This is a genomic window from Pseudomonas cichorii (genome assembly GCF_003700275.1).
Lineage (GTDB): Bacteria > Pseudomonadota > Gammaproteobacteria > Pseudomonadales > Pseudomonadaceae > Aquipseudomonas > Aquipseudomonas cichorii_B.
Map to the genome: position 1 here is coordinate 137,066 of NZ_RBRE01000035.1, position 12,755 is coordinate 149,820.

Annotated in this window: 14 protein-coding genes and 1 tRNA gene; 7 read left to right on the plus strand and 8 right to left on the minus strand. The window is 59.5% G+C overall.

What is annotated here, in order from left to right:
* Nucleotides 1-5 precede the first annotated feature (5 nt).
* The 6 genes from ALQ04_RS08465 to ALQ04_RS26710 are packed head-to-tail and all read right to left on the minus strand — an operon-like array spanning nucleotide 6 to nucleotide 5,960.
* A complete protein-coding gene (locus tag ALQ04_RS08465; protein ID WP_122315305.1) occupies nucleotides 6-1,322 on the minus strand; it encodes a SidA/IucD/PvdA family monooxygenase in 1,317 nt (438 codons plus the stop codon).
* A gap of 41 nt (nucleotides 1,323-1,363) precedes the next feature.
* A complete protein-coding gene (locus ALQ04_RS08470) occupies nucleotides 1,364-2,350 on the minus strand; it encodes an ABC transporter substrate-binding protein (RefSeq protein WP_122315306.1) in 987 nt (328 codons plus the stop codon).
* On the minus strand, nucleotides 2,347-3,495 hold the full coding sequence (locus tag ALQ04_RS08475; RefSeq protein WP_122315307.1) for an FAD-binding oxidoreductase: 1,149 nt from the start codon (nucleotides 3,493-3,495) through the stop codon (nucleotides 2,347-2,349). The genes ALQ04_RS08470 and ALQ04_RS08475 overlap by 4 nt, the downstream gene beginning before the upstream one ends.
* A gap of 14 nt (nucleotides 3,496-3,509) precedes the next feature.
* Nucleotides 3,510-5,009, minus strand: a complete 1,500-nt coding sequence (locus tag ALQ04_RS08480) for a methionine--tRNA ligase (protein WP_122315308.1) — start codon at nucleotides 5,007-5,009, stop codon at nucleotides 3,510-3,512.
* Nucleotides 5,002-5,394, minus strand: coding sequence for a cupin domain-containing protein (locus ALQ04_RS08485; protein WP_122315309.1), 393 nt, complete (start codon nucleotides 5,392-5,394; stop codon nucleotides 5,002-5,004). The genes ALQ04_RS08480 and ALQ04_RS08485 overlap by 8 nt, the downstream gene beginning before the upstream one ends.
* 38 nt (nucleotides 5,395-5,432) lie before the next feature.
* Nucleotides 5,433-5,960 (minus strand): hypothetical protein, encoded by a 528-nt coding sequence (locus tag ALQ04_RS26710; RefSeq protein ID WP_147466574.1) that lies wholly within the window; start codon nucleotides 5,958-5,960, stop codon nucleotides 5,433-5,435.
* Between ALQ04_RS26710 and ALQ04_RS08490 the strand changes: the two genes are divergently transcribed.
* A complete protein-coding gene (locus tag ALQ04_RS08490) occupies nucleotides 5,953-6,408 on the plus strand; it encodes an antitoxin Xre/MbcA/ParS toxin-binding domain-containing protein (protein ID WP_122315310.1) in 456 nt (151 codons plus the stop codon). The two genes, ALQ04_RS26710 and ALQ04_RS08490, sit on opposite strands and share 8 nt — an antisense overlap.
* Nucleotides 6,408-6,869 (plus strand): RES family NAD+ phosphorylase, encoded by a 462-nt coding sequence (locus tag ALQ04_RS08495; RefSeq protein ID WP_122315311.1) that lies wholly within the window; start codon nucleotides 6,408-6,410, stop codon nucleotides 6,867-6,869. The genes ALQ04_RS08490 and ALQ04_RS08495 overlap by 1 nt, the downstream gene beginning before the upstream one ends.
* Here ALQ04_RS08495 and ALQ04_RS08500 read toward each other — a convergent pair.
* Nucleotides 6,859-7,842: an MDR family oxidoreductase gene (locus tag ALQ04_RS08500; RefSeq protein WP_122315312.1), complete on the minus strand. Its 984-nt coding sequence runs from the start codon at nucleotides 7,840-7,842 to the stop codon at nucleotides 6,859-6,861. The genes ALQ04_RS08495 and ALQ04_RS08500 overlap by 11 nt on opposite strands.
* A 46-nt stretch (nucleotides 7,843-7,888) precedes the next feature.
* The gene (locus tag ALQ04_RS08505) at nucleotides 7,889-8,536 is read right to left on the minus strand and encodes a TetR/AcrR family transcriptional regulator (protein ID WP_122315313.1); all 648 of its coding nucleotides are present in this window, start codon (nucleotides 8,534-8,536) and stop codon (nucleotides 7,889-7,891) included.
* A gap of 208 nt (nucleotides 8,537-8,744) precedes the next feature.
* Between ALQ04_RS08505 and modA the strand changes: the two genes are divergently transcribed.
* The 5 genes from modA (at nucleotide 8,745) to ALQ04_RS08530 (ending at nucleotide 12,688) form a co-directional block, all read left to right on the plus strand.
* On the plus strand, nucleotides 8,745-9,512 hold the full coding sequence (modA, locus tag ALQ04_RS08510) for a molybdate ABC transporter substrate-binding protein (protein WP_183142135.1): 768 nt from the start codon (nucleotides 8,745-8,747) through the stop codon (nucleotides 9,510-9,512).
* The gene (gene modB, locus ALQ04_RS08515) at nucleotides 9,513-10,193 is read left to right on the plus strand and encodes a molybdate ABC transporter permease subunit (RefSeq protein ID WP_122315314.1); all 681 of its coding nucleotides are present in this window, start codon (nucleotides 9,513-9,515) and stop codon (nucleotides 10,191-10,193) included.
* 3 nt (nucleotides 10,194-10,196) lie between these two features.
* A complete protein-coding gene (gene modC / locus ALQ04_RS08520; RefSeq protein WP_122315315.1) occupies nucleotides 10,197-11,285 on the plus strand; it encodes a molybdenum ABC transporter ATP-binding protein in 1,089 nt (362 codons plus the stop codon).
* A 74-nt stretch (nucleotides 11,286-11,359) separates the two neighbouring features.
* On the plus strand, nucleotides 11,360-12,409 hold the full coding sequence (locus ALQ04_RS08525; RefSeq protein ID WP_122315316.1) for a DNA topoisomerase IB: 1,050 nt from the start codon (nucleotides 11,360-11,362) through the stop codon (nucleotides 12,407-12,409).
* A gap of 193 nt (nucleotides 12,410-12,602) precedes the next feature.
* A tRNA-Leu gene (locus ALQ04_RS08530) sits at nucleotides 12,603-12,688 on the plus strand.
* The last annotated feature ends 67 nt before the right edge of the window (nucleotides 12,689-12,755 follow it).

Here is a 12,755-nt window from a genome sequence, read left to right on the forward strand (position 1 = left end):
TCACTTCACTGTGTCAGGAGCGCAGCATCGGCCGGGGTATTGAGGGTCTGTCCAAGTGCATTGGCGATGCGCTCGGCGCGCAATGCCATCAGGGAAAACGACTGGCTGTCGCTGATGCCATGGGTGCGCTCGGAAAGGCCGTTGACCCAGATGCCCACGTCGCAGTCGCCCTGAGTGGCGACGTTGTAGTCGCGGTCGATGACCAGGCCGCCATCCAGATCCGCCTTGAGCCAGGGTTGCAGGTTGCTCAGCAACGGCGGAATCAGATATTGCTGATAGCCGGTGCCGAGCACGATCACCTCCACTTCCAGCACTTCGGTGCGCTGGCTGAAGGTATCGTTCAAGGTCACGCGGTAGCCCTGCTCAAGTTTTTCGATACGGGAAACGATCTGGTAGCCATAGGTCTGCAGACGCTTGCGCCCGGCAATCGAGTCTTCGTAGATCATGGAGAACAGCTTCTGGCTTTCGTCCGGATCGATGCCCGCGTAGTTGGTCGAACGGCTCCAGTCGAGGAATCGGTGGCGTGCGGCATGGTTGAGGCTGTGGAAGTAGTCCACGTGATCCGGGGCGAACACCCGGTTGGGGAACTGGCCCAACTGGGTCAGCTTGAAGCCTGCGGAACGATGTACCGAATGCACTTCAAGGCTGCTGTCGCGACCCAGCAGCTCCAGCACCGATTCACTGGCGCTCTGCCCCGAGCCCAGCACCAGCCAGCGTTTGGGCAGCGTGTCGCCAAACGCCTTGAGGCGTGTCAGGAATTGCGAGGTATGAAACAGGCTCGGGCCGAGCAGCGCCTGGAATTCGACCGGAATGCGTGGCGCGCTGCCGCTGGAAAGCACGATATTGCGCGTGTTGAAACAGGCCTCCGGGGTCCGGACCTGCACTTCGCACAAGCGACCGTCACGAATGACCGGCAGGATCTCCGTGACCGGCGCATTGAAATGGGTGTGGCTGTCGACTTGCCGGGAAACCCAGGCGACATAGTCCGACCATTCATGCCGGCTGGCTGGCCTGCCCAGCAGACCGAAATCGAACAGGCGTCCCTGGCTTTTCAGGTACATGGCAAATGAAAAACGACTGCGCGGATTACGCGGTGTCACCAGGTCGCGAAAGACATGATGATTGATATCCGTTCCGGCCAGCAGAAGTTCACGATGCCATTGCGTATCCTGCGCGGCTTCGAGATAACGGACTTGTAACCCGGACAATGGATCGGCAACTTCCCGTGCATCTTCAAACACACAGGAAAGTGCAATACCGGCAGGACCGAAACCAATACAGACTGCATCGGTATCAATTGTATGTGGTGCCAAATTACTCATTGAAGAACCATCCTTAGAACTGGAGTAAAAAACAGATTGCGTTACTCGATAACAGGGACAAGGCCTCCCTCACCCAGCTTCCAGATACTGTTGAACGTTCCTCTGCACTCGCCCTGATCAAAACTGACGAGGCCCAGCGGTGTACTGAAAGTTGTGCTGTTCAATACCTCCAACAATTCGCTCTTTCGCGCTGCGCCATTGGCCAGTACCGCCAGCACGTAAAACATCAGCAGGCTTTCGCGGTAATAGGTTTCCGGCAGTGCGCCGAACAACAGTTGGTGCAAAGTCGTTGCTGAACATGGCGCAGCGCCCGACTCCCGGGCCGGGCCCGCGATACCGAAACCGATCACATAGGTGTCACGATCCAGCGCCTGGGCATGGCCCAGATGAGGCGATGCGGCATCGTCGGTCAGTACCAGAGGCCGCGTGCTGCCGGCCTCACGTCGTGCCAGCCAATGCTCGCGACTGGCCTGCAGGCGCCCGGCGAATACCTCGACCTGCGCCTGCCCGGGCGTGCTGACCTGGCGGACACCGGCCTGTCGCGCTGCATCGGCGATGGCCCTGGCCAATGCCTGGCCATGGGCGCTGTCGTCAGCCTCGATATGCACGGCCTGCCACTGACGGGTTTGCAGCCAGGCCAGCAGATCCCTGGCCAGTTGCCGGTCCGAAGGGCAAAAGCGAAAGGCGTTGTGATGCTCAAGGGTCAGGCAGTCGATCGTCGCCGCCGGGGTCAACAGGGCAATGCCTGCCTGCCGATAGAGCGCAGCCGCACTCACTGCGGCATCGGAAGAGAAATGCCCGACGACCAGATCCACTTCCCGGGCGATCATCTGCCGCGCCACTTCGGCACCGCGACAGGCATTGGCGCCATCGTCGAGAAAGCACCACTCCACCCGGTCCAGCCCGGCAATGCAGTTGCGGGCCACAGCCAGCGCCCGCAGAAAAGTTCGTGCATGAGGCGTGTCATCGGGATCGAACAAGGCACTGACGCCGACCCGCAATGCGCGGGGCTTGCGCAAGGGAATCATGGCTGCACACTCGGACCGGTAGCATTTGCCTGGACTCGGGCTGGCGACAGGGCCTTCCAGTCCTGGTTGAGTTCCTGCCCGGCCAGATGGCTGCGCAACTGGTCGTAGGCGATCTGCGCAATCCCCGGCGCAAGCTTGAAGCCAAGCCCGGACATTCCGGTGGCCAGGTAAATCGGGCTGTAGGGCGCACAAAAACCCAGCAGCGGCCTGCCATCGGGGCTGTAGCTATCGAAACCCGGCAACACATCCAGCACGCTGATCGAGCTGTCGGTGGCCGATGCCGACAGTTGCTGCACCCGCTGACTGGCGTCCAGCACATGACGCTCATCGGGCCGCGGCAGACTCTCCGGCAAGGCTCCCGTCTCTCGCAAGCCGCAGCCGGTCTGGACGATATTACGGGTCAGGGGAATCCCGTAAGTCTGGGTGACTGCATCGATAATCGGCATTAACCAGGTGTTTTCAGTCATCACCCGCGCCAGTGGAATCGAACGGGTTTGCAGACCGAAATCCATTCCCGGCAACAACCGCTCGCTCCAGGCACCAGCGGCCACGACCACCGCCCGGCAGCGCAAGGTGGCATTGCCCAGCTCGATGCGTACATCGTGACTGGAACGGCAATCGATGGACTGCACCTCGCTGTGTTCCAGCAGCAATCCGGACTGGCGCACCACATTGCTCAACGAGGCCACCGCCTGACGCACATTGCCGACACTGGCCCGCGGCTCGAACAGGTTGACCCGCGCGTCCTTGTGGCAATGCGGGTAATGCACGCCATCCAGCTCATGGGTGCCGACCAGATGCATGGGATAACGCACTTTGGCGTGCTGGCGAATCGCACTCCAGATGGTTTCCAGTTGATCCGGTGCAGCCCGATAGATCATCCCGGTGCGGCGTAATGCGCTGGAATAGGTCGTGGCAAAGATGCCCTCTTCCATCAAACCAATGGAATATGCGGCCAGTTCCATCAGCAACGGGTCAGTGTCGTACAGGCGCACCAGGCCACCGGAGTAACCACTGGAGCCCAGCGCACCGGCCGCGCCCTTGTCGAGCAGCGCCACAGACACACCGGTGCTGCTGAGTTTCGCGGCAATACTGGCGCCCACGATGCCGGCGCCAATCACCGCAATTTCATAATCGATGAACATCGAGATGTTCCTGCTCAGATAGAGTATTCAGCGGCCGAGCCGGACATGACCGTGGCATTGACCCGCGCTTCGGGCAGGCCGAAGGCCGTGACGATGCGGGCTGACATCTCCGGGATCAGCGGCTTGCCGATCACCGCCAGGAACGCCGCCAGATGGATCACCGCACGTCCTTCATCAAGGCGCGTACGGGTTATGGCAATCACATCCAGCAGTACCTGAGCCATGCCCTTCATTGAGAAGTGTTCGGGGTCTGAAGCCCGGACCCATTGCAGGCGCAACGCCTCCAGCAACCCGGCGTCCTGGCCGCAGACGCCACTCCACCAGCAGTCATCGCAACGTTGTCCGGCTTCCAGCAGGGCCGGGAAAAACTCGTTGAATACACCCTGACGCCACTGCAGGAAGTGCTGCAGGCGGAAATCGCCTTCACTTTCTTCCGGGGCGATACTGGCCAGATACAGGCGGGCGCTGTCTGCGCAGGCTTCCCGGGCCAGATCCCCGACCCAGATGGCGTGGTTGCGGCTGGTCGAGAGGTTCAGGCCATCGAGCTTGAGAAACTGGTTGGGAATGAAACGCTGATTGACCTTGATGTCGTCGAGTGCCGACAACTGTGCCGGATAGACGATGGCGTGACTGAATACACAGTCGAAGCCCAGGAAATGCACCAGCGTGCCCTGCCCCGACTGCCAATACTGGCGAAACAGCTCGGGACGCCCGATGCGCTCGGCATACTCGCGGAAAGCCGCCATGTAACCGGCCAGCCCCATGAACCAGGTGTGCACCCGGCAGGAGCCATCGGCCTGCAGATCCAGCCCGCCGTCTTCCGGGCGGGTCACGCCCCAGTCATGCACGTGTTCCAACGTGTCGCGCAGCCAGTTATCCAGCGGCTTGCGCCATTTGCGGCCCAGCAGCCGGTCACGCAATACCGGCTTGAAAGCCGCCAGCTTCAGGAAAGCACGGTGGGTGGTTTTCCATTGCGACGGGGCCTTGCACAACTTGCAGTGCAGATCCGTCATCAGCTCGGCATCGGGTGCCTGGGCGCAGTTCTCGCACTGGCTGGCATCGGACTCGGCGCCACAATAGTTGCAATTGCCCCGGGCAAAAGCTTCATAGCCCCATACCCGGCAATCCGGGCAATACGGCTCTTCGGCATCGCGAAATTCGATGAAACCGGACTGGCGAACCTTGTCGAACACCTCGCCCACCGCCTGCGCGAACCAGGGATTGTCGTATGGGCGCATCCAGTTGTCGGGCTGGATATTGATCGCTGCCAGTGACGCTTCGATGCGATCCGAGTTGCGATTGGCCAGTTGCACCGGGTCGACACCCAGCTCCCTGCCTTTGCGCAGCATGTAGGACTGATAGTCGTCGGAGTAGGAAACCAGTACACAGTCATGGCCACGCTGGCGCTGGACACGGGTGAATACATCGGCCGCCAGAAATGGCCCGGCGATATGGCCGATATGCAGATCACCGTTGGGTGTGGGCGGCGTGATGGTGACAATGAACTTAGTCATTGAGGCACCCCGTCGTTTCATTGTGCTGCTCGACGAAGGCATTTACATAATTCATGTCCCACCAGACCACGTAGAAATGAAAGTCCTCATCGGAATCATTGATGACGTAGTGATTGGTGTGTTTGGGAATCGCCGCAATATCGCCGACCGCAAACTCCATCTCACGCTCGCCCACCACCAGCCTGGAACGGCCCTTGATGGCGATGAAGATTTCCTGATCGATCTGGGTGTGAGCCTCGCTGCTGGTGCCCGGACGCACCACGCACCAGCCCCCGGCAAACGGCATCGGATAACCATCCCATGGCAACAGACGGCTCCCATCGAGGCCGTATTCGTGAACCAGGGCCTCAAAGTTGGTTGTACGGTGAATATCGAACTTTTCCATGCTCAAACCCGTGCGTTATAGATGGGCAAAGCATGAATTCACGGAAAATCGTTGGCTATCCAATGGCTGGATAAGTCAGGAACCAGAAATCGATTTTTTTGATGGCAGATCGCTACAGCCGCACCGGGCAGGAAACCAGTTGCAGAAAACCTGCGATACATTGGCTCAAGCAGTCCATAGCAAGGCCGGGCCTGGATACAGGACGTGTCTCTCGCATAAAACATTCTCAGCGTTGCAATTACGCGGCTTGAACATGCAAGAGTGGAGTAATGATAGTCACTATCATTGATGCTGATAATCGGATGGCCTAAAGCGGTGTTACCGTTAGCCGTGATGATCGAACACGTGGATAGCCTGCGAAACCGCATCGCAGGCCTGAATACTTGCTCTACTTCATCACTCCTTTGGTTAGATCTTTTTAAGCCATCCCACGTCAGTGAGGTGGCTTTTTTTTGCGCGGTGGTTGCGGGCAATCGCCAGTAACAACTTTCGACTTGATGAATAGCCGGTTTGCGATAGTTTTTTGAGCGTTTTCTCACGGCAAAAGACAGGCATTCGATGTCCACCCGCGCACCCTCTCACCCACCCATCAGCGAGTCCAGCGCCGAGTTCTGGCTGCTTGCCCATCAAGTCAGTAAACGTACCGAAAACGAGCGCCTGAACAATATCCGCTCGGGCTTTGCTCCCGGCTGGATCCGCTCGGTTCGCGAGGCTTTCCGGCTGAGTAATGAACAGCTTGAAGCGTTGCTCAATGCTTCGATATCGACTCTGGAGCGGCGTCAACGCCAGCAACAGCCGCTGGATCAGGTGGCTTCGGAACGCCTTGACCGGCTCGCCCTGCTTGCCACGCAAGCCATGGAGGTGTTCGAGACGCCTGAACGCGCCAGTCACTGGATGATGACGATCAATGCGGCATTGGACGATGAACGTCCCCTGCGGCGCTGTGAAACGGAGATTGGCGGCCGGCAGGTGCACAGAGCACTCGCCGCCATCGTCTATGGCGGAGTCATGTGATGGAGGTCTGGAGAATCGCTTCGGCAAGGTTCGCCAGCGACCTGAGCGGCCAGCCTGCAGCGCTGTATGGCGGGCGCTGGAATCATCAGGAGTACAAGGCGCTGTATTTCGGCATGAGCGCGGCAATCTGTGCGTTGGAAACGGTGATCCATTGCACCGAAACGCCACGCTTCGCGCTGAAGCTGGTGCGTGTAAAGCTGCCGGACGAACCGGAGCTGTACTGCGAACCCGAACTGAAGCAGCTAGACGCCGGTTGGGCCAGCAATCCGGCGGATATCCAGAGCATGAGTTTTGGCACGGCCTGGCTCATGCGCAGTCAGCAGTTTGGGCTGATCATCCCGTCTGCAGCTTTGCCGCAGGCCCGCAACATCATGCTCAACCCGCTGCATCCCGCAGCACAACGGATCGAGATTCTGGACGTCACGGACTTTTCCCTGCACAACCCTGGCGTCAACGGCTGATATCCACCACCAGACGACCACGTACCTGCCCGGCGATCAGTTGCGGGGCGATATCAATGACCTCGCTCAAGCCGATTTCACGGCTGATGAGCGGCAACAGCTCAGGATCCAGATCAGTGGCCAGCCGCGTCCAGGCTTCCAGGCGGTCGGCGCGGGGGCGATTGACGCTGTCGATCCCGGCCAGTGTCACCCCACGCAGGATGAAAGGCGCGACCGAACCCGGAAACTCCATGCCTTGCGCCAGACCACAGGCTGCAACGATACCGCGATAGCGAATCCCGGCGCAGACATTGGCCAGCGTATGGCTGCCGACCGAATCAATCGCTGCTACCCACTGCTCCCTGGCCAATGGACGCCCCGGCTCGGACAGGCTGGCGCGATCAATGACCTGCGCTGCGCCCAGTTGCTGCAGATAGGCACTTTCCGCAGGACGGCCGGTGGAGGCCACCACCCGATAGCCAAGCCTGGCAAGAATCGCCACCGCGAAACTGCCTACGCCGCCATTGGCGCCGGTAACCAGCACGTCGCCACTGTCGGGGGTCAGGCCATGTTTCTGCAAAGCGATCACGGCAAGCATCGCAGTATATCCCGCGGTGCCAATGGCCATGGCCTGGGCCGGAGTGAAAGCCTCGGGCAACGGAATCAGCCACTGGCTCTTGAGCCGCGCCTTTTCCGCCAGCCCGCCCCAATGCGCCTCACCAACGCCCCAGCCATTGAGCAGGACCTGATCGCCAACCTTGAACTCCGGCGTATCGCTGGCTTCGACCGTGCCCGCCAGATCGATACCCGGCACCATGGGAAAACTGCGCACTACCGGGCTTGCACCGGTTATGGCCAGCGCATCCTTGTAGTTGAGAGTGCTGCTGGATACCCGCACCGTGACATCGTCGGGCGGCAGCGCAGCTTCATCGATATCTGCCAGGTCAGCGCGATAACCCTGCTCGTCCTTGTTGATCAAAATGCCTTTGAACATGTGCACCTCCAATTTAGACCGATCGTCTTTAAATAGACCCGAACAATCATTGCGGCAAGCCACGAAGAAAGCCGGCAATAAAGGTATTCAGGGGTTTGTCACCTTTGACCAGCCTGGCCCGCAGCACTGCGCCTTCCCAGCCGATCCAGAAAAAAGCGGCCAGCTCATTGCAGTCGGCATCCCGGGCCAGTTCGCCCGCCAGCTGTGCAGACTTAAGGCAATGCGCGAGCTTCGCCTGCCAATCCAGCAGGATATCTTCAAGTGCTACTCGAAAACCCTCAGGTAACACACTGATTTCCTGACCAAGATTGCCCACCATGCAGCCGCGTCGGTACTCATGACGCGCCATGCCGCTCTTGGCGTTTTGTACAAAACCCACCAGCCGCTCCAGGGGCGACAGCGATTCATCCAGCAGCCAGCGGTCCAGACGACGGGCAAAGTAGCTGGCATAACTGTCCAGCACCGCACGGCCAAAGACTTCCTTGCTTGCAAAGTAGTGATAGAAGGAGCCTTTGGGAACGCCCACTTCCTTGAGGATGTAATCGATACCGGTGGCCGTGAAGCCCTGCTCGGTCAGGACTTCAAGCCCTCGACGGATCAGGGCTTCGCGGGTTTCCAGACTCTCACGGGCGACCTTGGGCGGGCGACCGGGGCGTCTTGGCTTTTCGGGGAGTGCTGCGGGTAATGTCGTCATGGCGACAATATTAGACCGACCGTCTCTAAAGTCAAATCAGACTGATATCTGCCGAAGCGGCACAGCAACTGGCTGAAAATACTTGCCTGCATTTGAAACAGCGCTTCCATGCAGATACACCATCGCTATATATTTAAATATATAGCGAATTGCCGTCAGGGATTTGCGCACTCATCACCCCCCCTGTCAAAACCCATGGAGCCGTTTCATGCGAGTGTTCCCGCTGCGCACTACCCTCAAATCGTTGGCCCTCGCCATCGCGGCTCTGGGCATGACGCCTGCGTTTGCCGATGAAGTACAAGTCGCCGTCGCTGCCAACTTCACAGCACCGATCCAGGCCATCGCCAAGGATTTCGAGAAGGACACCGGCCACAAGCTGGTCGCGGCCTTTGGTGCCACGGGCCAGTTCTACACCCAGATCAAGAATGGCGCGCCTTTCGAGGTATTCCTGTCCGCCGACGACACCACTCCAGCCAGGCTTGAACAGGAAGGCGACACCGTCAAAGGCTCGCGCTTCACTTATGCTGTAGGCACCCTGGCGTTGTGGTCGGCCAAAGAAGGTTATGTCGACAGCAAGGGCGACGTGCTCAAGGCCAATCAATATCAACACCTGTCCATCGCCAACCCCAAGACCGCACCGTACGGCCTGGCCGCCACACAGGCGCTGGGCAAGCTGGGACTGAGCGATGCGACCAGGGCCAAGCTCGTCGAAGGCCAGAGCATCACCCAGGCCTATCAGTTCGTGTCTACCGGCAATGCCGAATTGGGCCTTGTCGCGCTGTCGCAAATCTACAAGGACGGCAAACTCGCCAGCGGCTCCGCCTGGATCGTTCCGGCCGAGCTGCATGATCCGATCAGGCAGGATGCGGTGATTCTCACCAAGGGCAAGGACAGCGCAGCCGCCAAGGCGCTGGTTGAGTACCTTAAGGGTCCGCAGGCGGCCAGCATCATCAAATCCTTCGGGTATCAGCTGTAAATGCCGCTGGGGAGTGCCGATCTCGCGGCAATCTGGTTGACGCTGCAACTGGCATCGCTGACGACTGTGATTCTGCTGGTGATCGGCACGCCTATCGCCCTGTGGCTGAGCAGGACCCGTTCCTGGCTCAAAGGCCCTGTCGGTGCAGTGGTCGCGTTGCCGCTGGTGCTGCCGCCGACGGTCATCGGTTTTTATCTGCTGCTGTTGCTGGGGCCTAACGGCTTTGTCGGCCAACTGACCCAGAGTCTGGGCCTTGGCACCCTGACCTTCAGCTTTGCCGGGTTGGTGATCGGCTCGGTGCTGTACTCGATGCCTTTTGTCGTACAGCCTTTGCAAAACGCCTTCGCAGCCATCGGCACGCGCCCGCTGGAAGTTGCAGCCACCTTGCGGGCCGGTCCCTGGGATACCTTTTTCCATGTAATTCTGCCGCTGGCCAGGCCGGGCTTCATCACCGGGGCCATTCTGGGTTTTGCCCATACAGTGGGCGAATTCGGTGTGGTATTGATGATTGGCGGCAATATCCCCGAAAAAACCCGCGTGGTGTCGGTGCAGATATTCGACCACGTCGAATCGATGGAGTACCTGCAGGCCCACTGGCTGGCGGGGGCCATGCTGGTGTTCTCATTTCTGGTACTTCTGGCGCTCTATTCGAGCGGCAAGTCCAAAACAGGCTGGAGCTGATTCATGGCATCGCCCATCGCTGTTCGCCTGCAAATGGCTTTCCCGACCTTTCAGGTCGATGTTGACCTGACGCTGCCGGGCACCGGCGTGACGGCCCTGTATGGTCCGTCCGGCTCGGGCAAGACGACCTGTCTGCGCTGCATTGCCGGTCTTGAAAAGGCGCAACTGGGTTATATCCGGATCAACGACGAGGTCTGGCAAGACTCTGCCAACGGCATATTCCTCGCCCCGCACAAACGCTCGATTGGCTATGTGTTTCAGGAAGCCAGTCTGTTTGCCCACCTGTCAGTACGCGGCAACCTGGAGTTCGGCCTCAAGCGCATCCCCAGGAACGAGCGCAGCATACAGATGCAGCATGCAACCGAATTGCTCGGCATCGATCACCTGCTCGATCGCCAGCCCGACAAGCTCTCCGGCGGTGAACGCCAGCGAGTCGGCATCGCTCGCGCCCTGTTGACCAGCCCACGGCTGATGCTGCTCGACGAACCGCTTGCCGCGCTGGATAGCCGACGCAAGAGCGAGATCCTGCCGTATCTGGAGCGCCTGCATAACGAGCTGGAAATCCCCATGCTCTATGTCAGCCACTCGCAGGATGAAGTCGCACGCCTGGCGGACCATCTGGTATTGCTTGAGGAAGGCCGCGCCCTGGCCTGCGGCCCGATCAGGGAAACCCTCGCCAGACTCGATCTGCCCCTGGCCATGGGCGACGATGCCGGCGTGGTAATCGAGGGCACCGTGAGCGCCTACGATCCTCATTACCAGCTACTGACCATCACCCTGCCCGGCAGCAACCTGCCCTTGACCGTTGCCCATGCCGAACTGACAAAGGGCAAGACCTTGCGCGTCAAGGTGCAGGCACGGGATGTCAGCCTCAACCTGCAGGCGGACGATCAGAGCAGTATTCTCAACCGCTTGCCGGTCACCGTGATCAGTGAAGTCGCCGCCGACAATACCGCGCACAGGCTGGTACGCCTGGATGCGGGGGGCACGCCGTTGCTGGCACGCATCACTCGCTATTCCTACGACAACATGCATCTCTGTCCCGGCCAGCAACTCTGGGCACAGATCAAGGCTGTAGCGGTTCTGGCATGAGTACAGCCGATAAATAATTGGCACCCCATAGGGCAGGCGCGGTCAGTGTCTATAACCGACCTGGAAACACGATCATGCCCTCTTCGACCGCCAGTTCACCTGCTGTGCCTGAGCTTCACTATGTCGACGATTCACAGCCCGGCTTCACCCGCAAGATCCTGCGCGGCAAATTTGCCTACTTCGATACCGATGGCCAACGCATCCGCGATCAAGCAGAGATCGCACGCATCAACGCGCTGGTCATACCGCCCGCCTACACCAATGTATGGATCTGCGCCGACCCGGCCGGGCATCTGCAAGCGACCGGACGCGACGCACGCGGCCGCAAGCAGTATCGCTATCATCCGCGCTGGCGGGAAATCCGCGATCAGGACAAATACTCGCGCCTGATCGAATTCGGCCATGCACTGCCCAAGGTTCGTAAACAGATCGAGGCGCAACTGGCACAACCCGGCCTGAGCCGCGAAAAAGTCATGGCCACGGTCATTTCCTTGCTGGATGCCACCCTGATCCGCATCGGCAATAGCCGCTATGCCAAGGAAAACCGCTCGTACGGGCTGACCACCCTGCGCAATAAACACGTCGAAGTGCATGGCAGCCAGGTGGTATTCGAGTTCCGCGGCAAAAGCGGCATAGAACATCGCGTCAGCGTCAAGGATCGACGCCTGGCCAATGTGATCAAGCGCTGCATGGAATTACCGGGGCAAAATCTCTTCCAGTACCTCGACGATGACGGAGTACGACACACCGTAAGCTCCTCGGATATCAACGCCTACCTGCAAGACCTCACAGGCGCCGACTTCACCGCCAAGGACTATCGAACCTGGGCAGCCAGCGCACAGGCACTGGCCACCCTGCGCAAACTGCACTGGGAACCGGAAGCCGATGCCAAAAAACACATCGTCGAGATGGTCAAGGCCGTATCACGGCAACTGGGCAACACCCCGGCCATCTGCCGCAAGTGCTATATCCACCCGGCAGTGCTGGAAGGCTTCCTGCTCGGCAACCTGGCGAAGCTGCCACCCAGCAGAAAACGCAAGGGCTTGCACCTTGAGGAAGTCGCACTGGCCTGTTACCTGCGCACCCTGGCGGAAAGCATCGAGATTGCCGCGAAAAAATCATGACGCGAGCGGTTGCCACACAGATGTCGGACCTCGCGACCCGGAACCTCTGCCTCAACCGCAAGCAGGTTTCGTAGCCTCATGATTTACCGAGACTTTTCATTTATGGCTAAAAGTAACATCTTGTGCCATCTGCCGGTCTTGCACGCTTGCTTCATGGGGTCGGGATGTATATATTCCCTGCCTTGGCGCTACCGCCCCGATGGCGAAATTGGTAGACGCAAGGGACTTAAAATCCCTCGTCCTCTGGACGTGCCGGTTCGACCCCGGCTCGGGGCACCATATATAGATCAAGGGCTTACGTGCAGTTTGTGCGTAGGCCCTTGTTGTTTCAGTTGCCGCAACTCTG